Source organism: Asaia astilbis JCM 15831, assembly GCF_000613845.1.
GTDB lineage: Bacteria > Pseudomonadota > Alphaproteobacteria > Acetobacterales > Acetobacteraceae > Asaia > Asaia astilbis.
Map to the genome: position 1 here is coordinate 29,418 of NZ_BAJT01000018.1, position 24,095 is coordinate 53,512.

General features: G+C 58.3%; 27 protein-coding genes, 1 tRNA gene and 4 pseudogenes. 15 read left to right on the forward strand and 17 right to left on the reverse strand.

Annotation, left to right across the window (positions count from 1 at the left end; translation table 11 throughout):
- The first annotated feature begins 126 nt into the window (after positions 1–126).
- From purB to JCM15831_RS12865, 10 genes and pseudogenes are all read left to right on the forward strand, one after another.
- A pseudogene (gene purB / locus JCM15831_RS18990) lies at positions 127–1,457 on the forward strand (adenylosuccinate lyase).
- A 101-nt stretch (positions 1,458–1,558) separates the two neighbouring features.
- The gene (locus tag JCM15831_RS12825) at positions 1,559–2,944 is read left to right on the forward strand and encodes a sugar porter family MFS transporter (protein WP_025824580.1); all 1,386 of its coding nucleotides are present in this window, start codon (positions 1,559–1,561) and stop codon (positions 2,942–2,944) included.
- A gap of 121 nt (positions 2,945–3,065) precedes the next feature.
- A complete protein-coding gene (gene purC, locus JCM15831_RS12830) occupies positions 3,066–3,830 on the forward strand; it encodes a phosphoribosylaminoimidazolesuccinocarboxamide synthase (RefSeq protein ID WP_025824581.1) in 765 nt (254 codons plus the stop codon).
- Entirely contained in the window at positions 3,827–4,069 is a 243-nt protein-coding gene (gene purS / locus JCM15831_RS12835; RefSeq protein ID WP_025824582.1) for a phosphoribosylformylglycinamidine synthase subunit PurS, read from the forward strand. The genes purC and purS overlap by 4 nt, the downstream gene beginning before the upstream one ends.
- Complete coding sequence (locus JCM15831_RS12840) at positions 4,066–4,467, forward strand: Rap1a/Tai family immunity protein (RefSeq protein WP_025824583.1); 402 nt, start codon at positions 4,066–4,068, stop codon at positions 4,465–4,467. Before purS ends, JCM15831_RS12840 begins: the two co-directional genes overlap by 4 nt.
- Positions 4,464–5,164: pseudogene (gene purQ / locus JCM15831_RS18995) on the forward strand (phosphoribosylformylglycinamidine synthase subunit PurQ). The gene JCM15831_RS12840 and the pseudogene purQ overlap by 4 nt, the downstream one beginning before the upstream one ends.
- The gene (purL, locus tag JCM15831_RS12850) at positions 5,161–7,359 is read left to right on the forward strand and encodes a phosphoribosylformylglycinamidine synthase subunit PurL (protein WP_025824584.1); all 2,199 of its coding nucleotides are present in this window, start codon (positions 5,161–5,163) and stop codon (positions 7,357–7,359) included. The pseudogene purQ and the gene purL overlap by 4 nt, the downstream one beginning before the upstream one ends.
- A 3-nt stretch (positions 7,360–7,362) precedes the next feature.
- Entirely contained in the window at positions 7,363–7,593 is a 231-nt protein-coding gene (locus JCM15831_RS12855; protein ID WP_025824585.1) for a BolA family protein, read from the forward strand.
- Between the two features lie 70 nt (positions 7,594–7,663).
- A pseudogene (grxD, locus tag JCM15831_RS19000) lies at positions 7,664–7,998 on the forward strand (Grx4 family monothiol glutaredoxin).
- 166 nt (positions 7,999–8,164) lie between these two features.
- The gene (locus JCM15831_RS12865) at positions 8,165–8,506 is read left to right on the forward strand and encodes a hypothetical protein (RefSeq protein ID WP_025824586.1); all 342 of its coding nucleotides are present in this window, start codon (positions 8,165–8,167) and stop codon (positions 8,504–8,506) included.
- Positions 8,507–8,594: 88 nt separating this feature from the next.
- On the opposite strand, the gene JCM15831_RS20510 is transcribed toward JCM15831_RS12865, so the two are convergent.
- From JCM15831_RS20510 to JCM15831_RS19010, 4 genes and pseudogenes are all read right to left on the reverse strand, one after another.
- Positions 8,595–8,825, reverse strand: coding sequence for a YraN family protein (locus tag JCM15831_RS20510; protein WP_198024335.1), 231 nt, complete (start codon positions 8,823–8,825; stop codon positions 8,595–8,597).
- On the reverse strand, positions 8,813–8,968 hold the full coding sequence (locus JCM15831_RS22000; RefSeq protein ID WP_198024336.1) for a low molecular weight phosphatase family protein: 156 nt from the start codon (positions 8,966–8,968) through the stop codon (positions 8,813–8,815). The genes JCM15831_RS20510 and JCM15831_RS22000 overlap by 13 nt, the downstream gene beginning before the upstream one ends.
- Positions 8,965–9,963, reverse strand: coding sequence for a porphobilinogen synthase (gene hemB, locus JCM15831_RS12875; protein WP_025824587.1), 999 nt, complete (start codon positions 9,961–9,963; stop codon positions 8,965–8,967). The genes JCM15831_RS22000 and hemB overlap by 4 nt, the downstream gene beginning before the upstream one ends.
- Positions 9,960–11,455 (reverse strand): annotated as a pseudogene (locus tag JCM15831_RS19010) (APC family permease). The gene hemB and the pseudogene JCM15831_RS19010 overlap by 4 nt, the downstream one beginning before the upstream one ends.
- A gap of 90 nt (positions 11,456–11,545) precedes the next feature.
- On the opposite strand from JCM15831_RS19010, the gene glyA reads away from it, so the two are divergent.
- Positions 11,546–12,853: a serine hydroxymethyltransferase gene (gene glyA / locus JCM15831_RS12885; protein ID WP_025824588.1), complete on the forward strand. Its 1,308-nt coding sequence runs from the start codon at positions 11,546–11,548 to the stop codon at positions 12,851–12,853.
- Positions 12,854–12,911: 58 nt separating this feature from the next.
- Here glyA and JCM15831_RS12890 read toward each other — a convergent pair whose 3' ends face one another.
- Genes JCM15831_RS12890 through JCM15831_RS12900 form a run of 4 tightly spaced genes read right to left on the reverse strand, consistent with a single transcriptional unit; the run spans position 12,912 to position 16,299 of the window.
- Complete coding sequence (locus JCM15831_RS12890; protein ID WP_025824589.1) at positions 12,912–13,943, reverse strand: M14 family metallopeptidase; 1,032 nt, start codon at positions 13,941–13,943, stop codon at positions 12,912–12,914.
- Positions 13,940–14,551, reverse strand: a complete 612-nt coding sequence (locus JCM15831_RS22985) for a M20/M25/M40 family metallo-hydrolase (RefSeq protein WP_232228192.1) — start codon at positions 14,549–14,551, stop codon at positions 13,940–13,942. The genes JCM15831_RS12890 and JCM15831_RS22985 overlap by 4 nt, the downstream gene beginning before the upstream one ends.
- Positions 14,548–15,114 carry a M20/M25/M40 family metallo-hydrolase gene (locus JCM15831_RS22990; RefSeq protein ID WP_232228193.1) on the reverse strand — a complete coding sequence of 189 codons (567 nt, stop codon included), beginning with the start codon at positions 15,112–15,114 and terminating at the stop codon, positions 14,548–14,550. The genes JCM15831_RS22985 and JCM15831_RS22990 overlap by 4 nt, the downstream gene beginning before the upstream one ends.
- A gap of 48 nt (positions 15,115–15,162) precedes the next feature.
- Complete coding sequence (locus tag JCM15831_RS12900; RefSeq protein WP_025824590.1) at positions 15,163–16,299, reverse strand: DEAD/DEAH box helicase; 1,137 nt, start codon at positions 16,297–16,299, stop codon at positions 15,163–15,165.
- Positions 16,300–16,344: 45 nt separating this feature from the next.
- On the opposite strand from JCM15831_RS12900, the gene JCM15831_RS22995 reads away from it, so the two are divergent.
- From JCM15831_RS22995 to JCM15831_RS12915, 4 genes are all read left to right on the forward strand, one after another.
- Positions 16,345–16,497: a mitochondrial fission ELM1 family protein gene (locus tag JCM15831_RS22995; protein ID WP_232228194.1), complete on the forward strand. Its 153-nt coding sequence runs from the start codon at positions 16,345–16,347 to the stop codon at positions 16,495–16,497.
- A gap of 44 nt (positions 16,498–16,541) precedes the next feature.
- Entirely contained in the window at positions 16,542–17,213 is a 672-nt protein-coding gene (locus JCM15831_RS19020; RefSeq protein WP_373277656.1) for a mitochondrial fission ELM1 family protein, read from the forward strand.
- A 103-nt stretch (positions 17,214–17,316) separates the two neighbouring features.
- Positions 17,317–19,203, forward strand: a complete 1,887-nt coding sequence (locus JCM15831_RS12910; RefSeq protein ID WP_025824591.1) for a hypothetical protein — start codon at positions 17,317–17,319, stop codon at positions 19,201–19,203.
- 66 nt (positions 19,204–19,269) lie between these two features.
- Positions 19,270–19,344: transfer RNA gene (locus JCM15831_RS12915), tRNA-Val, on the forward strand.
- A 448-nt stretch (positions 19,345–19,792) separates the two neighbouring features.
- On the opposite strand, the gene JCM15831_RS12925 is transcribed toward JCM15831_RS12915, so the two are convergent.
- The 9 genes from JCM15831_RS12925 to JCM15831_RS12970 form a co-directional block, all read right to left on the reverse strand.
- A complete protein-coding gene (locus JCM15831_RS12925; protein WP_025824593.1) occupies positions 19,793–19,999 on the reverse strand; it encodes a hypothetical protein in 207 nt (68 codons plus the stop codon).
- Entirely contained in the window at positions 19,996–20,229 is a 234-nt protein-coding gene (locus JCM15831_RS12930) for a hypothetical protein (protein WP_025824594.1), read from the reverse strand. Before JCM15831_RS12930 ends, JCM15831_RS12925 begins: the two co-directional genes overlap by 4 nt.
- On the reverse strand, positions 20,226–20,516 hold the full coding sequence (locus JCM15831_RS12935) for a hypothetical protein (RefSeq protein ID WP_025824595.1): 291 nt from the start codon (positions 20,514–20,516) through the stop codon (positions 20,226–20,228). The genes JCM15831_RS12930 and JCM15831_RS12935 overlap by 4 nt, the downstream gene beginning before the upstream one ends.
- Positions 20,517–20,573: 57 nt before the next feature.
- Positions 20,574–20,813, reverse strand: coding sequence for a hypothetical protein (locus JCM15831_RS12940; RefSeq protein ID WP_025824596.1), 240 nt, complete (start codon positions 20,811–20,813; stop codon positions 20,574–20,576).
- A complete protein-coding gene (locus tag JCM15831_RS12945; protein WP_025824597.1) occupies positions 20,810–21,301 on the reverse strand; it encodes a lysozyme in 492 nt (163 codons plus the stop codon). Before JCM15831_RS12945 ends, JCM15831_RS12940 begins: the two co-directional genes overlap by 4 nt.
- The gene (locus JCM15831_RS21655; protein WP_025824598.1) at positions 21,298–21,606 is read right to left on the reverse strand and encodes a hypothetical protein; all 309 of its coding nucleotides are present in this window, start codon (positions 21,604–21,606) and stop codon (positions 21,298–21,300) included. Before JCM15831_RS21655 ends, JCM15831_RS12945 begins: the two co-directional genes overlap by 4 nt.
- Entirely contained in the window at positions 21,597–22,277 is a 681-nt protein-coding gene (locus JCM15831_RS12955; RefSeq protein ID WP_156938896.1) for a hypothetical protein, read from the reverse strand. The genes JCM15831_RS21655 and JCM15831_RS12955 overlap by 10 nt, the downstream gene beginning before the upstream one ends.
- Positions 22,278–22,553: 276 nt before the next feature.
- Positions 22,554–23,015 (reverse strand): hypothetical protein, encoded by a 462-nt coding sequence (locus JCM15831_RS12965; RefSeq protein ID WP_025824600.1) that lies wholly within the window; start codon positions 23,013–23,015, stop codon positions 22,554–22,556.
- A gap of 2 nt (positions 23,016–23,017) precedes the next feature.
- Complete coding sequence (locus JCM15831_RS12970; protein WP_198024338.1) at positions 23,018–24,007, reverse strand: hypothetical protein; 990 nt, start codon at positions 24,005–24,007, stop codon at positions 23,018–23,020.
- Positions 24,008–24,095 lie beyond the last annotated feature (88 nt).

The following is a 24,095-nucleotide window of genomic DNA, read 5'->3' on the forward strand; positions in this document are numbered from 1 at the left end:
AATTCGCAGCACCGGGTGTCCAGACGATATCGGGTGTGTTCGCGAGGCGCATCTTGAGGTAAGAGGAGCCCTCTTTTCGACCTGTCCTTCTTTGTTGTGTCGATTATCTAAGGAGTCAGCCCGACCATGGTGCCTCGCTACAGCCGCCCCGAAATGACCGCCATCTGGTCCCCCACCAACCGATATCGCATCTGGTTCGAGATCGAGGCGCTGGCATGCGAGGCAATGGCCGAGCTGGGCGACATGCCCAAGGAAGCTGCCAAGGTCATCCGCGAGCGCGGCGATGCAGCCATGGCTGCGTTTTCTGACGTTGACGTTGCCCGTATCGATGAGATCGAGCTGTCACCCGCCATGACGTGATCGCGTTTCTGACCTGGCTTGCAGAAAAGGTCGGTCCGGAAAGCCGTTTCGTGCATCTGGGCATGACGTCGTCGGACGTGCTCGATACGTGCTTCTCTGTTCAGCTCGTTCAGGCGACGGATTTGCTGCTTGCCGATCTCGATGCGGTGCTGGCCGCGCTCAAGAAGCAGGCCTTTGCACACAAGAAGACGGTCACCATCGGTCGCTCGCACGCCATCCATGCCGAGCCGACGAGTTTTGGCCTCAAGATTGCCGGCCATTACGCCGAATTCGCCCGTAACCGTGAGCGTCTGCTTGCTGCACGCAAGGAAATTGCGATCTGCGCGATTTCAGGCGCCGTTGGCACCTATGCCCATATCGATCCGCGCGTTGAGGAATTTGTGGCAGAACGCCTCGGCCTCGCAGCGGAAGACGTGTCGACGCAGGTGATCCCGCGTGATCGTCACGCCGCCTATTTCTGTGCGCTGGGTGTCATTGCCAGCGGCATTGAGCGTCTTTCGGTTGAAGTGCGTCATCTCCAGCGTTCTGAAGTGCGCGAGGCGGAAGAGTTCTTCCATCCGGGCCAGAAGGGCAGCTCGGCAATGCCGCATAAGCGCAATCCGGTTCTGTCAGAAAACCTGACCGGGCTGGCGCGTCTGGTCCGCTCGCATGTCGTGCCCGCGCTCGAGAATGTGGCGTTGTGGCACGAGCGCGATATCAGCCACTCTTCCGTCGAGCGTAATATTGGCCCTGACGCCACAATCGGGCTGGATTTCGCCCTGATGCGTCTCGCCGGCATGATGGACAAGCTGGTGGTCTATCCTGAGCGCATGATGGCCAATCTTGAATCGCTCGGAGGCGTTGTGCATTCCGGTGAGGTGCTGCTTGCACTCGCGCGTTCGGGCATTTCCCGTGAGGATGCCTATCGTATCGTCCAGCACAATGCGATGGAGACCTGGACCAAGCTCGGCGAGCCCGAAGGGCGCAGCTTCCGCGAAAATCTCGACAACGATCCCGAGGTTGCCGGACGCGTCGATTCAAAGGTCCTGGACGACGCGATGGACAGCACACGACATCTTGTTGCCGTAGACCGCATATTCAACAAGATTTTTGGTTAAAATCACATATTGGGCGTTGACCTTGTAGCATTGTCGTGTGGAACTAACTTGGCTGTAATCTCAGAGTTCGCTCTGCTGAGTTTTCCAAACAAGGTTCCGCAATGGCTTCCAAACCACGCCCGCGAGGGCACGCCCTTACCAACTTCATAGCCGTCATCGCCGCCACAGGCGGTCTGCTTTTCGGCTATGATACGGGGATTATCTCCGCCGCGCTGCTGCAGCTGACACCGCAGTTTCAGCTGAGCACGGAGAGCGCCGAAATCGTCACCTCGGCAGTCATTCTCGGCGCGCTGATCGGATGCATTTCCGCCGCGCCGCTCTCTGACAAGCTTGGTCGCCGTCGGACAATCATTGCAGCCGCGACATTGTTCCTGATCGGAACTGTGATTGTCACGTTTGCCCATACGGTCTTCGTCCTGACCTTCGCGCGCCTCATCCTCGGTCTGGCTATCGGTGCCTCGTCGCAGATCGTGCCGATCTATATCGCTGAAATCGCACCGCCGGAGCGCCGTGGCTCTCTCGTTGTGGCGTTCCAGTTCGCGATTGCCTTCGGTCAGCTGATTTCGTTCATCACCGGTTATGTGTTGCAGGAATATTCCTGGCGTCTGATGTTCGGTCTGGGTGTCATTCCGGCTGTGATCCTGTTTGTCGGAATGCTCTTTCTGCCTAACAGCCCGCGCTGGCTGGCGATGCAGGGTGAATTCGAAAAAGCCCGTACGGTGCTGCGGAGCGTGCGCAAGACGGACGCCGAAGCCGATCGTGAGTTGCAGGATATTCAGGACCAGCACGACGAGAAGGCACCGCTTTCCGAAGTGTTCAAGGCCTGGGTGCGTCCCGCCACCATCGCCGCTGTCGGTATCGCCCTTCTTTGCCAGCTCACCGGCATTAATGCGGTGATGTATTACGCGCCCACCATCTTTGCCGATGCCGGGTTTGGCCAGTCTTCTGCATTGCTGACTTCGGTCGCCATCGGTTTCTCCATGGTTGGTACGGTCGCCTTCGGTGGCTGGGCTGTCGATGCCTGGGGACGCCGCACCCTGATGCTCCGCATGATCCCGGGTGCCGTCGTCTCATTGGTTCTGCTCGGCTTCATGTTCTTTACGGGCCAGACCCATGGCTGGGGCGCCTTTGTAACCGCTGCCGCTGTTGTCGGTTATGTCGTCTTCAATGTCGGCAGTCTTTCCGTCGCCATCTGGCTGGTTGGTGCTGAAGTCTTCCCGCTGTCGTGCCGTGGCACGGGTATGAGCCTTGTCGCTGCCAGCCACTGGGGTGCAGATCTCATCATCTCGCTCACCACGCTCAGCATGGTGAAGGCTTTGGGCGCTGGTGGCACGTTCTGGCTGTTTGCCGCAGTCAACGCGCTCTCGTTCTTCTTTGTCCTGCGTTACGTCCCCGAAACCCGCGGTCGTTCGCTCGAACAGCTCGAAGCTTCGCTACGCGACGGAAGCTTTGCCCCGATTGCGCGCGAACGCGCCGCAGCAGAGTAATTTCAAGGCCACGACCTGGAGAGATCGCTCACGCACTCACGAGCGCGATCATGGGTATGAACGGCGGGGCTGCGCTGCTATATGCGTCGCAACGCCGTTTTACCTTTTTTGAAAGATCGTCATGGCACGCCGTCGTCAGCTTTATGAAGGAAAAGCCAAGATTCTGTTCGAGGGGCCCGAGCCGGGAACACTCGTGCAGTATTTCAAGGACGATGCCTCAGCCGGTAACGGCGAAAAAAAGGGCATCATCACGGGCAAGGGCGTGCTGAACAACCGTATCAGCGAACACCTCATGCTGCGCCTGCATGAAATCGGGATCCCCACTCATTTCATCCGTCGCCTCAATATGCGCGAGCAGCTGATCCGCGAAGTCGAGATCATTCCGCTCGAGGTCGTCGTACGCAACGTCGCTGCGGGCTCGATTGCCAAGCGTCTCGGTCTTGCAGAGGGCACGCGCTTGCCGCGTTCGATTCTCGAATATTATTACAAGAACGATGCGCTCAACGACCCGATGGTGTCGGAAGAGCATGTGACCGCATTCGGTTGGGCCACCGCCCAGGATCTCGACGAGATCAACGCCCATGCTCTGCGCACCAATGATTTTCTCTCAGGCATGTTCCAGGGGATCGGCATCCAGCTGGTCGACTTCAAGGTCGAGTTCGGCCGCCTGTGGGAAAACGACGAGATGCGTATCGTTCTCGCCGATGAAATTTCTCCCGATAATTGCCGCCTGTGGGACTCCAAGACGAGCGAGAGGCTCGACAAGGATCGCTTCCGCCGGGATATGGGCCGTGTCGAGGAAGCGTATCAGGAAGTCGCCCGCCGTCTGGGAATTCTGCCCGAAGCAGGCAATGGCGATCTTAAAGGACCGGAGGTCATGCAATGAAAATTCGCGTCAATGTCATGCTGAAGGAAGGCGTGCTCGATCCGCAGGGCAAAGCCATCGGTCATGCGCTTGAAGTGCTGGGCTTTGCCAATGTCGGTGAAGTACGCGTCGGCAAGACGATGGAGCTTGAAGTGGCAACCGACGATCAGGCTGCAGCACTCGCTCAGGGCGAAGCCATGGCGCGTGAATTGCTGGCTAATCTCGTGATCGAAGATTTCGCAGTTGAGGTTGTCGGATGACCCCGAAAAAGGCACTCCTGACCGCACTCGCGCTGGCGCTGCCTTTGGGCGCCTTCACGGGCGTGGCGCAGGCGGATGAGCATCGTCTCTCCAAGATGCAGGCTGGCCGGTTTGGTCAGATCTGCTCCAAGCCGCAAGGCAAGGCCGTCTGCGACGCCTACATTGCCGGTATGGCGGATTCAGGTGCGCTGGCAGCGCTTAATGCGAAGAGCAAAGGCGATACCGACGCGGTGACGGGTTTCTGCGTGCCGGATGCCGAAACGACCGATGCCATGCGCGGCAAGGTCATTTCCTGGCTGAAATCCCATCAGGATGTTCTGAAATTCCCGGTCGGGAAATCCGTCTTCGCGGCACTGCACGACGCTTATCCGTGTTCGGCGCAAGGGGGTAAACTATGAAGGCTGGTATCGTTGTCTTTCCGGGTACGAACCGTGAGCGCGATATGGAGCAGGCCCTTCGTCTGGTCAGCGGCAAGGCTCCGACGATGCTCTGGCATCGTGATACAACCCTGCCCGATCTCGATCTGATTGTCCTTCCGGGCGGTTTCAGCTTCGGTGACTATCTGCGCTCGGGCGCCATGGGCGCCCATTCGCCGATCCTGAGCGAAGTGCGCGCGTTCGCCGAGCGTGGCGGTTATGTGCTGGGCGTTTGCAACGGCTTTCAGATCCTGACCGAAGCACAGCTTCTTCCCGGTGCGTTGCTCCGCAACACGGGTATGCGCTTCCTGTCGCAGGACGGTTATCTGCGTGTCGAGGCGGGTGATACTGCCTTTACGCGCGACTGGTCCAAGGGCGACGTCTTCCGTGCGCCGCTCGCTCATGGCGATGGCAATTACACGGCATCGGAAGCGAGCTGGATCGTCTCGAAGGGGAAGAGCGCGTCGCGTTCCGCTATGTTTGCGCCAAGGGCGGGCTGGATGCGAAGAGCCGCATCAGCAATCCCAACGGAAGCCAGCGCTCCATTGCGGGTGTTCTGAGCGCCAACAAGCGCGTTTGCGGACTGATGCCGCATCCTGAAAACCTGGTTGATCCCGATCTCGGCGCGACAGATGGTGTGCCGCTGTTTTCGGGACTGGTGAAGAGTCTCGTCGCATGAGCATGATCGTCAACGCTGAACTCGCTGCGCGCTTCGGTCTTTCCGCTGAGGAATACCAGAAGGTTCTCGACATCATGGGCCGCGTGCCGAGCCTGACCGAGCTCGGCATTTTCTCGGTCATGTGGTCCGAGCATTGTTCCTATAAATCGTCCCGCGTTCATCTCAAGACGCTGCCGACAAAGGCACCATGGGTTATTCATGGACCCGGCGAAAATGCTGGTGTGGTCGATATCGGCGACGGTCTCGCCGCTGTCTTCAAGATGGAAAGCCATAATCACCCGTCTTTCATCGAGCCCTATCAGGGTGCGGCGACAGGCGTCGGAGGCATTCTGCGCGACGTGTTCACGATGGGCGCGCGTCCTGTTGCCAATCTGAACGCCCTTCGCTTCGGTGATCCGAGCCTGCCTGTCACGCAGCGCGTGATCGACGGTGTCGTGCGCGGTATCGGTGGGTACGGCAATTGCGTCGGTGTGCCGACGGTCGGTGGAGAAATCAACTTCCATCCGGCCTATAACGGCAATCCGCTCGTAAACGCCATGACGGTCGGCATTGCGCGTCAGGACAAGATCTTCCTGTCTGCAGCTGCCGGTATCGGTAACCCGGTTGTTTATGTCGGCTCCAAGACTGGACGTGACGGTATCCACGGAGCCACCATGTCGTCGGCTGAATTCGACGAGCATGCCGCGTCCAAGCGCCCGACCGTGCAGGTCGGTGACCCGTTCACCGAAAAGCTTCTGATCGAAGCCTGTCTTGAGCTTATGGCGACCGATGCCATCGTCGCGATTCAGGACATGGGTGCTGCCGGTCTGACGTCGTCTGCCGTCGAGATGGCAGGCAAGGGCGGGGTGGGTATCGAGCTCGACCTTGACCACGTGCCGCAGCGTGAAACGGAAATGACCGCGTATGAAATGATGCTGTCGGAGAGCCAGGAGCGCATGCTCATGGTGCTCAAGCCCGAACGCACGGAAGTCGCACGCGCTATTTTCGAGAAATGGGATCTCGATTTTGCCATCGTGGGTGTCCTGACCGATACCGCCCATATCACTGTCAAGCATCTGGGTAAGGTCGAGGCGGATATCCCGCTGGCACCGCTTGCCGATGAGGCGCCGCTTTACCATCGTCCGATGACGCATGCCGAGCCGCCAGCGCGTCTGGGCACCGTTGCCGATCCGGCCGGTGTCGAGCACGCTCTGCTGACCCTGCTCGGATGCCCGGACCTCGCGTCGCGCGCCTGGGTCTGGAACCAGTACGACAGCGGCGTTGGCGGTCAGACGGCACGTCGCCCGGGTGCTGCAGATGCAGCGCTTGTGCGTGTCGAGGGCACGAAACGTGGCCTTGCCATGACGACCGATTGCACACCGCGTTATTGCCAGGCCGATCCGCGTGTCGGTGGCGCTCAGGCGGTCGCCGAAGCGTGGCGCAACATCACGGCAACGGGTGCGCTGCCTCTGGCGGTGACGGATAACCTGAATTTCGGCAATCCTGAAAAGCCGGAAATCATGGGCCAATTTGCCGATGCCATCAAAGGCATGGGTGAAGCCTGCCGGGCTCTCGACTTCCCCGTCGTGAGCGGCAATGTCTCGCTCTACAACCAGACGAGCCAGCCGAGCGGCCTCAGCCAGCCGATCCTGCCAACTCCGGCGATCGGTGCGATCGGTGTCATCGACGATGTCACCAAAGCGGTCGGTCTCGGTATGCCGGACAACGCCGAACTGGTACTCATCGGTGAAATCCGCGGTGAGCTTGGCCAGTCCCTCTGGCTGCGCGAGGTTTGTCACCGTGAAGACGGCGCTCCGCCAGTTGTCGATCTGCACGCAGAGCGTCGTAACGGCGATTTCGTCCGCAATATGATCGGGGCGGGTCGTGTCGAAGCCTGTCATGATATCGCGGATGGGGGCCTTCTCGTGGCTGTTGCCGAGATGGTCATGGCAAGCGGTGTCGGCTGTCATCTCGACAAACCTCATCACGGAACGAGCCTCCACGCCTGGTATTTCGGCGAGGATCAGGCCTGCTATGTGATTGCGACAAAGCATGCTGCAGCTCTGATCGACGATGCAGAAAAGGCTCATGTGCCTGTTCGTCATCTGGGTCGCACGGGCGGTAGCAATCTGGTTCTGAAGGATGGCATGACCCTCTCCGCAGAGCGGATGCGTGAGGTGAATGCTGCTTTCTTCCCCAAATTGATGGAGCGCTGATCCATGCCGATGAGTGCAGAAGAAATCGAACGTACGATCAAGCAGGCGTTGCCTGATGCCGTCATCGAGATCCAGGATCTCGCGGGCGACGGGGATCACTATGCTGCGACCGTGACCAGCACCGCCTTTGCAGGGCTGCCTCGGGTACGCCAGCACAAGCTGGTCTATGATGCGTTTGGTGGTCGTATGGGAACGGAGCTTCACGCTCTCGCTCTCAAAACACAAACCCCCTGACAATCGAGACCGGTTGGGTCTATAATTCCAAATTATCGACCAACGCGCCTCTCGCGAACAGGAATGAACTATGTCTGAAGCCATTTTCCAGCAGATTCAGCAGCTTATCGATACCAACCCTGTCATGCTTTTCATGAAGGGTGACCGACTCTTCCCGCAATGCGGCTTTTCTGCGCGCGTTGTGCAGATCCTCGGTCATATGGCGTCGAGTTCGAGACGGCCAATGTTCTGGCGAGTGCAGAGATCCGTCAGGGCATCAAGGATTTTTCTCAGTGGCCGACAGTGCCGCAGCTCTACGTCAAGGGCGAGTTCCTTGGTGGTTGTGACATCGTGACCGATATGTTCCAGAGCGGCGAGCTCGAGACACTTTTCGAAGAGAAGAACATCGCCAAAAAAGCGGCATGATCTTGCCTTGATTGCGCCATAAACTCTGCGTTCTGCCACCGTTTCGACCTAAACTGTGGCAGAATCGCAACGCTTTATACTTTCAAACAAAATTTCTCTCTTTAGCTCTTGTTGTGTCTGCGCGCAGCTGCATAACCTGTTGCAGGTCATCCAGAGGGAATACACGATGCGGCGCCTTTCGGTACTCAAGTTTGCCACCTCCTTTATTGCTGTTGGAGCTGCTTTTGCTTCGCAGGGAGCGAGTGCAAGAGAAATTACCGACTGGGAAGCTTCCAAACTCACGCTTGATGCACTGACGGCAACGCCGGTTTATCATCGTCCTGCTTCGAGCCACACGCGTCATACGACCAAGCTCCATCAGGCATCGTCTCATCATCATGCCGTAATGCCCTCGCGTCGTTCTCTCGTTCACACGGTTGTTTATCATGCCAAGCGCCCGCTCATGGCAAGAAGGCCCATCACACCCGTCATCACGGCTGACCTGAAAGAGACTGTCTTTCTGATTTGACCGATATTTCCTGAGAGGGGAGCCCAGGCTCTCCTTTTTTCGTATCAAGCGTTCGAGTGTCTTGCTTTGAATGAGATGAGGGCAGGGCTTAGTAAAGTCTCAGGACATCCTGGCGCCAGTCCAGCTCGCCTTTCACGTCATAAAGAAAAACATCCACGCGATGATCGTCGCGCTGCCACTCCTGACGTGTCTGGATGAGAAACTCCGCAGCTTGCAATAGACGTTTTTGTTGAGAGATCTGCAGGGCATAGGCGGCAGCATCAAGTGTCTTGCGCAATTTGACTTCGACAAAAACCAGCGTGCCGCTCAGAGCGACCACGATGTCGATTTCCCCGAAAGGGTGCGACATCTGCTTGCGAGAATGTCGTACCCTTCTTGCGACAGCACCGCACGGGCGCGTTTTTCGGCATCGATCCCGGCAGCGTAGGCCGCGCTGCCGCGCCTCTGCCGGGTCAGGCTCACGGCTTGTGGGAGAGAAGCCGGGCCGCGTCTACCGCGAAATAGGTTAGTACCCCATTACATCCGGCGCGTCGGAAGGCGAGCAGGCTCTCGAGGATCGCCCTGTCGCGATCGAGCCAACCGTTCTGAATGGCTGCCATGAGCATCGCGTATTCTCCCGAGACCTGATAGGCGAAGGTCGGTACCGCAAAGCTGTCCCGAACACGTCTGATGATATCGAGATAGGGCATGCCGGGCTTGACCATGACCATATCGGCGCCTTCCTGCAGATCGAGCGCAACTTCCCGCAGCGCTTCGTCTGAGTTGGCTGGGTCCATCTGATAGGTTTTCTTGTCCCCTTTAAGCAGACCGCCGGACCCGAGCGCATCACGGAACGGGCCGTAAAACGCTGAGGCATATTTGGCCGCATAGGACATGATACGCGTGTTTCCATGCCCAGCCTGGTCGAGCGCCGTGCGGATGGCACCGATCCTTCCGTCCATCATGTCTGACGGGGCAATGATGTCGATCCCTGCCGCAGCCTGATTGACGGCCTGCTTGGCCAGGATTTCCACCGAGGCATCGTTCACGACATAGCCGTCTTCGATAAGACCGTCATGGCCGTGATCGGTATAGGGGTCGAGGGCGACATCGCCGATGATCCCGAGATCAGGATAGAGGCGCTTGATCTCGCGTGCGGCCCGGCAGATCAGGTTATCCGGGTTTGTTGCTTCACGCCCGGTCGCGTCACGGATTTCGGTGGGGGTGATGGGAAAGAGCGCGACAGCTGGGATACCCAGCGCCACAGCTTCAGCAAGATGCTCTTCGAGAAGGTCGATGCTGACCCGCTCGACACCAGGCATGGAGCTGACCTGCGTACGGGTCTTGACCCCATCGCAGACAAAAATCGGCCAGATGAGATGATCGACAGCAAGGCCCGTTTCGGCGACGAGGCGTCGGGTGAAGCCGTCGAAACGGTTGCGTCTCGGACGGGTATTGGGAAAAGCGCCTGTGATCATCGGGGAAGCTCCGGCAGGTTCAGTTTGCTCTTTTTGTAGCCATAGACCGCATACACGATAAGCCCGATTGCCAGCCAGAGCCCGAGGCGCAGCCAAGTCAGGCCGTCGAGCGATACCATGACAGCGGCACAGCTTAGAATACCGCAGATCGGCATGATAAGCCCCCCAGGCGCTTTAAACGCGCGCGGCCGGTTGGGTTCGCGAATGCGCAGGATCAACACACCGACGCAGACGAGCACAAAGGCCAGCAATGTGCCGATCGATGTCATGTTGCCCAGTACCGAAATCGGAGCGAGCCCGGCCAGAAGACAGGTGACGATCAGAAAGATCAGATGCGAGAAAGCTGGCGCCCGGGTACGCGGGCTCAGGCGGCCAAAAATGGCTGGTAGCAACCCGTCGCGTGACATGGCGTAGAAAACACGTACCTGGCCCATCATCAGACCCATCAGCACCGACGTATAGCCGAACAGGATGCTGAATTTCAGCGCGCCTTGCAGCCAGAAGAGATGGGTAATGTCGATCGCTGTCGCGACGGGACTGCCGTCATTATCCATCTGGCGATAATCCACGACCCCGGTCAAAACGAAGGCAAACGCGATATAAATGAGCGTGCAGATTCCGAGGCTACCCAGAATGCCGATCGGCATCGTGCGCTCAGGCCGCTTGGCCTCCTGCGCTGTCGTTGCGATGATGTCGAAGCCCAGATAGGCAAAGAAAATCATCCCGCAGCGCGCATGATGCCAGAGAGGCCGAAATGGCCGAACTCGCCCGTATTGGGGGGAATGAAGGGCGTATAATGAGCCGGCTGGATGAACGGTGTGCAGAACACCATGAAGGCGGCGATAACCGATAGTTTCAGCACGACGACTGCGGCATTGATGCGGGTTGATTCCGTAATGCCGCGCAACAGCAGCAGAACGATAAAGACGACCGCCACCATGGCAGGCAGATTGATCCAGCCATGGACCTTGCTGCCATCGGCAAGCGTCACGATGCTCATCGGTGTCGCCATCCATCGCGGATCGGGATGGATATTCCACTGCCCAAGGATGGACGCCAGATAGCTCGACCAGCTCGACGCCACGGCAGCGGCACCCACCGTATATTCGAGCACGAGATCCCAGCCGATGATCCAGGCGATAAGCTCGCCCATGGTGGCATAAGTATACGAATAGGCCGAGCCCGCGGTCGGGATCATGCTTGCCAGTTCGGCGTAGCAGAACGCGGCGAAACCGCAGGCAATGGCGGCGACAACAAAAGCCAGAATCACCGCAGGTCCGGCATTATGGGCAGCGGCGATACCGGTCAGTGAGAAAAGCCCAGCCCCGACGGTCGTCCCGACACCCAAAGCGATCAGTGAAAAAGGGCCAATGACACGCTTCATGCCTTGCTCGGCGGACTCGTCGGAAATGCGATCAAGCGGTTGACGCCGCAACAATGCGGCGAGGGGCTGGGCCATACAGTCTTCCTCTAAAACGGGTCTCCCGCGCATAACGGGTTGGCGACGGGGGGAAATCTGGGATATTGGCGTTTGTGATACGCCATTTTGCGCGTCGGCGCGCCCCCTCTGGGAGAGAAAAGAATGTCACCTCGCGAGAACATGTCCGCTCAGCACGATTTCTTTCATCGCGGTCTTCATGAGGCTGACCCGGAGGTTGCCGCCATTGTGAATGCCGAGCTGGTCCGCCAACAGGACGGTATCGAGCTGATTGCGTCCGAAAACATTACGTCATTCGCCGTTCTTGAGGCACAGGGATCGGTTCTGACGAACAAATATGCCGAAGGTCTGCCCGGCAAGCGCTATTATGGCGGGTGTGTCGATGTCGATCGCGTCGAGACACTTGCGATTGAGCGCATCAAGGCACTGTTCGGCGTTGAGTTCGCTAATGTGCAGCCGCATTCGGGCGCAAATGCCAATCAGGCCGCGTTCATGGCACTCGGCAAGCCGGGTGACACCGTGCTTGGCATGAGCCTTGCAGCCGGCGGTCACCTGACCCACGGTGCGGCGCCGAATTATTCCGGCAAGTGGTTCAATGCCGTTCAGTATGGCGTTCGTGCCGAAGACGGAACGCTGGATTACGAAGAGATGGAGCGTCTGGCGCGCGAGCATAAGCCGACGATCATCGTTGCCGGTGGGTCGGCTTATCCGCGTCACATCGATTTCGCCCGCTTCCGTCGCATCGCTGACGAGGTTGGCGCCTATCTGATGGTCGACATGGCCCATTTCGCTGGTCTGGTTGCAGCAGGTCTGTTCCCGAGCCCCGTGCCTCACGCCCATATCGTGACGAGCACCACACATAAGACCCTTCGCGGTCCGCGTGGTGGCATCGTTCTGACCAACGACGCCGATATCGCCAAGAAGGTGAACTCGGCCGTGTTCCCCGGTCTTCAGGGCGGTCCGCTTATGCATGTCATCGCGGGCAAGGCAGTTGCCTTCGGCGAGGCGCTCGGTGACAAGTTCAAGGCCTATCAGACGGCGGTGGCCGATAACGCCCGCGTTCTGGCTGAGGAGCTGGTTGCTCGCGGCTTCGATATCGTGACGGGTGGCACGGATTGCCATCTCGTGCTCGTTGACCTGCGTCCCAAGAAGGTGACGGGCAAGATCGCCGAGGCGGCTCTCGAGCGTGCGGGTATCACCGCCAACAAGAATGCAATCCCGTTCGATCCGGAAAAGCCCTTCGTGACATCGGGCATTCGTCTCGGCAGCCCGGCTGCGACGTCACGCGGTTTTGGCAAGGAGGAGTTCCGGACCATTGCACGCATGATCGACGACGTTCTGAGTGCTTTCGGCACCGATACGCAGGATAGCGTTGAAGCGCGTGTGCATGATGAAGTGAAGGCTCTGTGCCGTCGCTTCCCGATTTATGACGTCGCTTACCCCGGCGCCTGAGCAGAATCCGGTCTGGCGGTCGGCTCGTGCGACCGCCAAATACTAGGCCTGACTTTAATCAGGTCAGGCTGCGCGCCAGCCGAACCGCGAGCTGACCGCGCCTGACACAGAGATTGGGCATGATCAGCACGCAGTGGTCGTATGGCGTGCAGATTTCATCCTCGCCATCTGTGGCGATGATTGTTCCTGCCGTCTCGATGATCTGACCGCCCTGATAGGCGTCGGTGAAGGCGAAGCTCGCACTTCTGGCGATGATGTTATCGGTGACGACCGCCTGATGGCTGACCGGGTTTGCGGTTTGTCTGCTTCCGAAATGCAGAAATGCAGCATTTTCCACAAAATGAGTAACGACGCGTGCGCTTGTCTCGATGGTTTCTGGCCGCCAATGCTGACCGGCTTCGAGCAGAATGCTGCAGGCTGAGCCAGTGTGACACGCAAAATGCTCGTGTTCGATCAGTCTTGCACCGCCGAGATGACCGAGATCGGTGAGAGATAAAAACCGGGTATCCGCTCTCGAGGAGAGCATTGTTGCGAGAGCCGTGGAGCGCTCGGTCTGTGGCGAGATGAAAAGCGGGGAGGACTCCCAGAGCATCGAGTGCAGATCCAGCAGCAGGTCACTTCGCTGCACGATCGGTAGCAATTCCTGAGCGCGCTCCATTTCGATCGATCCAGGACGGGCTGCCAGGCGATCTGCGGACCAGACCCGGTTCAGATCCTCAACGACAAAGCGTGATGCGGTGGGGTTTCCCGGTTCGAAGCGTGCAAAAGCTTCGAGATTGGCGAAGACGTAGCGAACCGTCCCGCAAAGGGGGCGGAGATCCGCTCGAAGAAGTCGGTCGACAGCGATAGCACCCGCAAATTCATTGCCATGGACAAGGGAAATGACCGCAATCTCAGGACCAGGCACGCCGCTATCGCGTTCGATGACGCCAGCAATGCCGTTATTGCCCTTGATCCAGCGAGACAGATCGGGCGGATCGATTAGAATGGGAAAATCCGGAAGTCGCCGGGGCAGGGCGAGTGTCGGCAGGAGGCGCTGCCGTTTTTTGCGGACCGGGTGATGGTCCCGCGGAGACGCCCCGCAGCTCATGGGGCGAGGCAGACCTGCCGGACGAGCCGCTCGATCATGGTATCACATCGGTCGAGCTGATCGCGTTCGATCCATTCATCCGGTTTGTGCGCCTGAGCGATATCGCCTGGACCGCAAACAATGGTCGGCAATCCTGCTTGTTGATAGATGCCCGCCTCGGTCCCGTAGGAGACATAGCCGGCGCTGTTCCGACCTGTGACCTGCTGGAGCAAGGAGACCAGGGCCGCTTCCCTGGAAAGGGCAAGGGGTGGCAAGTCAACAAGGGGTGTGAAGTGCAGGCCGCATTCCGGGCCAGCCTGTTTCAGCGCCTCATCGATCGGAGCGAGACGGCGTTTCAGTCGTTCGAAGATCTCTTCATTGTTATCACCTGGCACGGCCCGCCACTCGAATTCGAAACTGGCCTGCTCTGGCACGATGTTCAGAATGCTGCCGCCTTTCGCCAGACCGACCTGCATGGTTGTGTGGTCTGGCTCGAAGCCGCTTACATGGGGTCCATCCCGCTCGAACTCCTCGGCCATGGCGGCAATTTCCGCAATGGCCCGACCCATCGCGTGAAGAGCGTTCGCACCCAGAGACGGTTGGGATGAATGGGCGGGACGGCCCTTCACATCGACCTCACGGTAAAGCGGCCCTTGTGAGCGATGATTGGGGAGAGAAGGCTGGGCTCGCCGATGACACAATAATCGGGCATCAGATCGCGGGATTTGACGTCTTCGATGAGATAACGCGCGCCATTGCACGTAATCTCCTCATCGAACGTGAAAAACAGATGGACCGGCTTTCTCAGGGGAAGCGTTTGCAGGGTCGGAATTGCTGCCAGCATGGCGGCAACGAAACCCTTCATATCGGCGGCACCGCGCGCGTAGAGCTTGCCGTCGAGCTCCGTCAGAACGAACGGATCTCGTGACCAGTCCTGACCCTCGACCGGAACACAATCGACATGGCCTGAAAACGCGAGCCCGCCTTTTTCAACAGGACCAAGGATCGCGTGGAGATTCCATTTTCCATCTTCCGGGCCACGATGCCGGGTATAGGTCACGTCGTGATCGTCCAGCCAGGACTCGACCCATTCGATGAGAGGCACATTCGGGTTCCGGCTCGTCGTGTCGAACGAAACGAGCTTTTCCAGAATGGCGACGGTGTTCATGAGCCGGGTCGTGGGAGAAGTCATGAAAAGGAGTTTAGACCCCTGTCATGACAAACCTCAAGGCCAGCCCTTTCAGGAAACGATACTGATCCGATAGCCGATCTCTTTCTCGATGGCGCGGAGCAATACGCGTTCATCGCGTGTGCAGAAGGCAAGAGCGGCCCCTTTCTTCCCCGCGCGGGCCGTGCGGCCGATACGATGAACATAGGTTTCTGCTTTCTCGGGCAGGTCGTAATTGACCACCAGCGCGACGTCATCGATGTCGAGCCCGCGTGCGGCAACGTCTGTCGTCAGCAGGATTTGCGCGCGACCAGAGCGGAGAGAGTCGACGGCTTTCTGACGCGCGCCCTGGGCGAGGTCGCCGTGCAGGACCGCAATCGACAGGCCAGACTTGCGCAGCGTTTTGCCGATCTGATCGACCGAGGCTTTCGTCCGCAGGAAAATGATCTGCCGTCCCTCGGTCTCCGTACAAAGACGGGTGAGCGTCGCGAGCTTCTCTTCCGCCTCAACAAACATGGCGCGCTGTTTGATACGCCGAGGCGTGACCGTCTGGCTGGCGAATTCCAGCGTGACGGGCTTGTAGAGCAGGCGGCTGGCGAGAGCCCGGCCTTCCGGCGGGAGTGTCGCCGAGCACAGCATGGCCTGTCGTTGATTGGGCAGATGCGGGATGATTTCGTCCATCGCCGTCAGAAAGTCTTCGTCGAGCATCTGATCGACTTCATCAACGATCAGCATGGTTGTGGCGTCGAGCCGGCACGCGCCACTCATGAGCAGATCGATCAGGCGTCCGGGCGTTGCCACCGCGATATCGACCCCCTCTGCGAGTGCTTCGATCTGGGCGTCCTTGGGGAGGCCGCCGCAGAGAAGGCGCGTCCGGAAGGCCAGACGTCGCCCGATCTGGCGGCAGACACTGGCGATCTGTGTCACCAGCTCTCGTGTCGGCGCCAGAATCAGGACGGAGGGCGCCCCCGGCTGTCGGGTTTTCTTGTTGGCCAGAAGATGCTGGAAAGCGGGTGCAGCATAGGCTGCTGTCTTGCCTGACCCGGTCTGGGCGATCAGAAGCACATCCTTGCCGCTGAGCACCTCGGGCCAGACCCGGTTTTGAACTTCGTTGGGTTTCTCAATGCCGACCTGTTTCAAACCTGCGGTAATCAGGGGATCGAAGAGCGGGGCATTGTTCGGGGCGTCGGGCACAGATTGGTCGGTCATAACTGCTTCTTGCCAAAATTTGGCGTCTGAAGGAATTGTTCAGTTATGAGTGTAGCCATCATTGCAGAAGATTTTGCCGGAATGCGCGCCCAGGCGAGCGGTCTTGTCGAGCGCGCCGGGTTGCCGTGGCATTTCCACCCGGTCCGCATCGAAGGGGTGTGGCGACGCTCCCTACACGGTTTTGCCCAAATCCGTTGAAGGCGAGCACGCCGATCACCCTGCCTCAGGACACCAGTTTGCTAGTGAGTGTGGGGGGGACGGGAGGCGCTGTCGGTGCCGCGCTCAGACGGAAAACCGGCCTCAAGCTTGTTCAGATCCAGAACCCCCGTATGGCAGCGCGTCATTTCGATCTGATTGTCGCCAATGTGCATGACGGCATCTCGGGGCCGAATATCGTTTCCGTGCGGACAGCTCTCCACGGTGTGACGGGTGAAAAGCTGGAAGGGGCGCGTCAGCATTGGCAGGGTCGATTACGTGTTCAAGGCAAGGCTTTGCTGTCGGTTCTGATTGGTGGCGCTAATGGGCGATACAGTTTCGGCGTGAAAGAAGCTGAAGAGCTGGCGTCGTGTCTGATCGGGATCGTAAAGACTGCGCCTGTTGCGATTGCGCTCACGCCGTCGCGCCGTACCGATCCGGAGGCGCTGCGGGTACTAGAAGAACGTCTTTACTCACATCCGGTCTGGATCTGGGACGGGCAGGGCGAGAACCCGTATCACGGCCTTCTGGCGTGCGCCGATGCCATAGCGGTGACGACGGACAGCGTGTCGATGGTCTCGGAAGCTGTCGCAACAAAGGCTCCGGTCTTGATCATCGACCTACCGGGGCGCTCAAGACGCATCTCGGCTTTTATCGAGACTTTGGCGAAGGAAGACAGAGTTCGGCCTTCTCGGGGGAATGGGCTCCCTGGGCTGTGACGGCGCTTGACGATACTGGCAGAGGGGCAGATGAAATGATTCGGCGTCTCGCGCTTTGAACGAAGTGTGAGCTCCGCAACGAAGAAACGGGTTCAGGACGACCATGCTTGATATCATCACCTTCAACGCTCAGGGCGGCGGAAACATCCTCTACAAGGCCCTTGCTCATCCACTTGCGAGCGAAGCCCTTGAGAGGCTGGAAACGACACTGGCAGGAGGCGGCGCTTTCGCGGTCTATGATCCTGACAACTGGCTTCGGACTGTCGTTGCGCTTTATCCGGGGCTGAAACCCACAGGTGGCGTCTACACGCATGATAGCGAGCAGGTCGGGCAGGAGGATGGTCTGGGTGGCGTCAAACACGCCCTGACCGATCTCGTGTCCAGCGAGGCGAAACTCGTGCTCGCGCTCTCTTTCGAACACGCAAAAATGCTCTCGCGTTTGGCGCGGGTGACGCATTCCGATCAGCAGATCCTGTCTCTGGAGCCAGCAAAGCTGCCCGGAGAGATGCTGAGCAACGCCAGAAACTATCTCGATAAGCTGAATTTTGCGACGAATTTCGCTTTCTTCCGAGAGGATGCGCGTTTTAGCACCCGTCTGGTCACGGCCAATTACTGGTGTAATTACGATGCGGTCGATGTGCGCTACTGGATGCGCCTCTATGATGCCGACGGTCAAATTCTGGCCGAGTGGGTCGAGGAAGTGCCAAACGCGCCTGCCGGTATTGTTGTAGACAGCGCGGAAATTCGCGCACGGTTCGATTTGCCCGAATTCTGCGGCCAGCTCTTCGTGCATGTGCTCGGCGCGCGCGGGCATGACGTGGTGAAATATGCGCTCGACACCTATGGCAAAAATGGTGAGCCCAGCCTCTCGGTGACGCACGATGCCAATGCATGGCCGTCTCCCCGCTTTGCGACGCTTCCTGCGCCGCGCGAAGGGGAAAAGCTGGTGCTCTGGATCCAGAACAGCCATGCGGCCCCGATCCCGCCTAGAGCGATTACGATCAATCAGATGGGTGAAGAAAAGCACTTCGCTGTGCCCGTCGAAGTTGGTGCATTTTCGACCTATGCGCTCGACGTTGGTGCATTGGTCGACACGATCGTCTGGCCTGCTCAGCTCGAATTGCGTTCGGGCAATCACATCGTGCGGCCGCGTTATGAAATTACGAGCGGGGGGCTGACGCGCATTGCGCATCTGAATGTCGAGCGCCGGGACCTGGGGCCGGAGCCTGCATTGCGCAAACTCCCGAAATCGATGGGCCGTGGGTTTGTGCTGCCGTTCCCCATTCTCGACCCGAAGCATTATACCAGCGTCGTCCAGCCCAATCCGATGTCTGAGAAGATTCCGAGCCTGCCTCTGCGCCTGGATATCTTTGATGAGGCCGGCGCGCTGCTGACTCAGAAATTTCTCGGCAATCTGCCCCGCAACCACGAGACCGCCATTGCCCTGCACGAGCTCACCGACCGAGCTGGTCACGCCGATCTCGTTTATGACTTCCGCGATGGCGGGGAGGGCGACGGCTGGATGCATGCGCTGATGCGCTACGAAAATCGTGAGAATGGCCATTCTGCAGAAACGAGCTTTGGCGGGCACATTTTCAATACGCTGATGACCTGGCGTTCCGAGCCGCAATCCTATTCCGGCCCGCCGCCGGGTCTGACGACCCGCCTGTTCCTGAAACTGGGGCAGGAGGGGCATCAGAGCTTTGCATGCCTGATTCATCCCGCTTCGGTGGAAGGGACGGCTCCTTCAGAAACGATCCTGCATCTCTACTCGAAAGATGGGGTCGAGCTCGAGCGACGCACGATTTCCATCAATCCGTCGGGGTCGTTCATGGTCTGGCCGCATGAGATTTTCGGTGCTGACAAGGTGGCTGAGGCCGGGATTGGCGGTTATGTCCTTATTCGCGACATGACCTGTCGTCTGTTCGGTTATCACGGACAGAGAAATGGCGCGGGCGGCTTCTCGCTCGACCATATGTTCGGCTTCTGATTAGTTTTTTTGTTTTGCACCTTGCCGCGTCTTCTTCGCCTTGCTAAAGACGCGGCACCGCAGGATGGGTGCGTAGCTCAGCGGTAGAGCACTGCCTTCACACGGCAGGGGTCACAGGTTCAATCCCTGTCGCACCCACCATCCTCACCCCCAGAATTCAGCCGATTTTTGATGATCGAGCCTTCAGGCGAAAGTTCGTTTCGGTCCACCTCGATACACTCTAAGCCGATTCATATCGTGTCAAGCCGTGCCAGATCCGTGCCGGTTTATGCGAGTCTACTGGCTCCGAACTGAGGGTTGACTCCTGCCCTTCGTTCGCGTTCTGTTCTCCACTATGACAAGCCCGACCCCAGCGACCGAAGAAGACGTGCACTTCGTGATCCTCATGGCGCTGAAGCTTGACGATAGCGGAAGGCACAGGCGCTTGAATGCGAAGATGACCGGGTCTGAGGTCGAGGGACTGGCGCAGAGGATCACCGCCCACCTGCGCCGGTCGAATATGTGGCCGCATCAGGGGCCACCTCTGCCACCACATGAGACGATTGATTACTCGATTGCGTGGCGAGAGAAGGGCGACGAGTAACGCCGCTCACCTCTGACAGGCGCGCACCTGGTCCCGCAGCCCGATATAGTCGCCAATCCAGCGCACTGTTTCCGGCTTCGGACCCGCCTTGATCTCCGCAGCAAGCGCCGCCTGATCAGCCTTGCTGTAGGCTACAAGGGTAGGGCAGGGCACATACTGCACCGACGAGCAGGAAGAGAGCCCGAGGAGGGAGACGAGAGCGATCCACCTCATGCGCTGCCGTCCCCGAGACGCTGCAACACCGCCTCTTCCGTCGCTGGCTTGTCGGCCTGAGCCTGCGCCATGGCTTGAGCCTTGCGCGTCTGAGCATCGGCAGAGGTCTTTGCAGCCTCGGACGTGCTGACAGACGCTGCGTTCTTCCCGGCCCGGTTGGCGTACCAGATCAGGACACCGAGGGCGACGACGACAAACGCCACCGCCCCGGCAATGAGATCAGCCGTCAAGCGGCCTGCGCAACAGTGCTGCTCGTGCCCTTGAAGGCGGCAACGAGGGTCTTGATGTCGGTGTCGAGCTTGTCGGCATCGTCCTCGATCGCGCTGATTGCGTCGAGGATGGCCGAAAGATCCTTGTTGGAGTTTTCGAGCGACGGAATGATCAGATCGCCGACCTCGCCGATAATGGCAGCGGCTGCCGTCAGCTTTGCCGTCGTGGCAGTGCTGACAGAACTTCCAGCCGCATCGGTGATCAGCTTGACGAGCTTGGTGACGAGCGTGTTTGCGCTAGTGGTCATGGTATTCTCTTTCTCAATGATGATGACTGATCCCGGCCCGATTGCCGGTGTCGTCAGTCAGGGTTTGCGGTCGTCCGCGTTCGCAGCGTGCTTGCTGTTCATAGCGAGCCCGTTGACGAGCAGGTAAAGGGGAAGCCACTTCGAGCCGTCGGAGGGACGAGGCCAGAAGCGGGCGATGACAGCGGCCAGGGAGATCAGGAATGTCCCGAACAGCGCGATGTCAGCCGCAACCTGTGCCGGAAAAAGCGGGAGGATCTGGGAAAATAGGGACAGGAAGGGCTGCCAGTCGAAGTTCATGCGGAGGCTCCGTTTGTGTGGATATTCCTTCCAAGAAACACATCACTCTCGATCTTGCGGCGGCGTTGTAGACCGCGCAGAGTGACGAGCCGGCCATTAACGGTGGCCTTGTCCCAGACGAGGAATTGTTGAGCGGCAGCGGCATAGAGGCGCTGGTTGAGCCTGCGGATCAGCGTTGAGTTTCTGAGCGCGCCAGTGCCGATATTGAATTGCAGGGAGAGAAGAGCGGCTTCCTGATAATCGGTCAGAGGCACGGTCACGAAGGAACGTAGCTCCGCTTGGAAGGCCAGCACTGTCTGTCGCAGGAGGGAAAGGGCCTCGCCCTTGGTGATTGGCTTCGTCTTGGCCGTCACTGGCGAGCCGTCTGACAGGAAGCGATTGCCGTAACCGATGGTCCAGTAATCGGCAGGGCAGAGATAGGGCTTGAGGCTGAGGCCTTCGAAGTCGCTGCGTGAAATCAGGGAGACTGCTATATCGATGCCGGTCAATGGACCCACCCTGCGAAATGTGCGCTTGCGTAACCGAACGCAATGCCCGTGACGACGAGCGCCCATTTCGCCCACCCCCTGAGATCGCCGAGCTTTTCGACTTTGGCCGCTAAAGCGCCGATCGCGCTAAGGGTTGCTTTCTCACGAGCCTCCGCACTAGCCTTGTTCTCGCCGTGCATCTGCATCAGCTTGTCAGAGAGCGAGCGATGTTCGAGACGGATCTCAACAATGGCCCCCTCGACCGCACTCAGGCGGCGCCCATGGTCGGCAAGCATGTCTATCTGAGGGATATCGGTCACTGACATGCGGACGCGCTTCGATAGAACTGGCCCGCCGAATTGACGCACGCATAGGCGTTGCCAGTTCCAGTCAAGCTTGTGGCTTTGATCGCGTTAAACTTTGATGTCAGATAGTTCGATGCCTGAGCCCCTCTATTTGTGAAGTAAAGGGAATTGTCGGAGGAATCGAAGCTTATATAGATATTTTGATTGTTTGCATCTTGCGTCGGGTTTGTTAGCCACAGATACCCGCCACTAAGTATGCGAACGTAACCAGACAGGACAACATTACCCGTTATGCTTCCGCCACTTAAAGGAAGATACGTTGATGCGGCCTTCGCTTGCGTGAGATAAGATGATGCTGCGCTGGTCTGCGTCAGGTAAGTCGATGCTGCGTCAGACGACTTAAGATAGGAAGCGATGGTGGTGCTGAAAACCGAATTCGTGACGTAGTTTGCGAGCGCGCTCGACAGATTAACGGTCGGAATCTGCCCATTAGCGTCCAGCATTACTGGGCCGTTCGGTTTCCCGGCGCCCATTAACGTAACAGGCGCGCCCCAAGATGATAGAGTTACCGGAGTCTGGGCAAACGAAGGCCCGATAAAGGACACCACTGATGCTATGGCAGCGGCGATCTTCGTGTAAATTCTGTTCATTGCGAACCCGAATTTCTGGAAGAATTCCGCCTTAGCTGCCACGCGAGAGAAGGCGAGTAATTACGGTATCATATTACCCCATTATGGCCACATCCTGCAATGATTTAAGCGTGATGGCAGTCGGTCGCGCTGGAAGCGATTTGCTTGTTGTGTCAGTGCCATTGGAGATTGCCTGTATCGCCTTAACGTAAGTCTTCATCTCATCCGTAAACGTTTCTCCCATTGCAGACGCCATCGATGCCTGAGAAGAAACCCAAGTCATTTCGTCCTCTGCCTGAACATTGATTGGAGTTGGCGGGGGCGGGGGCGTGTAGTCGATCAGGCTCCATTCTCCACGCCTTGCCCGACGACTTTGCGCGCGTTCCATTGTTCCTCTGACAGGCCGAGCATGTCTTTCGCCTGCGGAATATTTTTTGTCGTGCTCAGGGTCCATGTGTCGAACCATCCCGTCACCCCGGTGGGTTGTGCGGCGGATGTGTCGAACTCTGCGTAATATCGATTTGGATAGAGCAGCGCGAGGGATTCCGGGTCCAGCGTGACGTTTGTGCTCCCTATCAAGAGAGAAAACTGCGCTTCCGTAAGCGGCACGAGCGCAGAAGACGATGGGAGCGTCGTGACATTGTGAGGCTGTCCGCTCACGTCGATTGCTGCCCAAACATTCACCGCCAAACTGATCACTGAAGCGTCGCTCGAAGGGATGCCGTAGTATTGCGAGGGATAATTGGACTTGAGGAGTTCAAGGACGGTCTCAGATGTGTTCTGGTTTGTCGCATCGGTCATGATTATTTTGGCCCTGTAGCTGTGATTTTGAAGTCCCAGGCGTAGCTGACGACGGTTGAACCGTTCCGGTCTTCTCTTTGAGCGGTCAATGTGAAGCCGCTCGCTGTCTCGCCATCAAAACTCCCGATTACGGGATATCCGCTGTTGGTCCGCCCTGTGATCGTGATGCCGGTCGGCTTGTCGCTGAATCCGCTCGGAAAACTCACCCATGACCCGGAAGATGTGTTTACCGTGAAGCTCACAGTCTTCTGTGATGGATCTATGGGGAGGTCGGATATCAGAGCGACAGTTGTGCCGGACACTGATGGGCGGATACCGAAATTCCATAGGTCGCTTACATTCGTGTTACCAGTGATAGTCCGGGTCGACGCACCGTCTTGAATGATATTGTTGCAGTATAGAATGCTAGGCCCCATGCGGAAATTAGTCCGCACGGTCAGATCGCTGGCGCCATCCGGATAGAGGTAGTTGCAGTAAAGCGTCTGACCTCCCATTCTTGCGCCCGCTTGGATACTGATATCAACACTTCCCGACGCAGGCAGTAGAGATCCGACAGATAGAGAATTCGCAGCCACGCCGTTGGTAAAGCTTGTCGGACTTGAAGACGATTGCGGCGGCCCACCAACGCGCAGGAACGTCAGAAATGCATCTCCTGTCGCCATGACAGCGTTGTTGGTCGTGGCTGTGCTGCTGATTCCAAGGGGGACATAAAGCCCGCTGCTGAAAGTCGTTGGGCTGTTTGAGGTTTGCGCGCGCCCGAAGTTGTTGAGAAATGACGCTAAGACATCGCCAACTGAAACAGCCTGAGCATTGGTCTCGTACCACGATACGTTTCCGACCGGGATTATTGGCCGTGAGACGAAATCCCAAACGTTAGAAACAATCGTGTTCCCAACGATGGTTCGGGTCGCAGCACCGTCAACGCCGAAACTGTTGGCAAATATCGTATTGTCGCCAAATCTGGTGACTGCGCTAAATTTTATGTCGCTCACGCCGTCTGAAGCAATTTGATTGCAGTAGAGAGGATTTGCCCCCATCCTGTAACCAGACTTGACTTGGATATCTGCCACATCCTTTGGA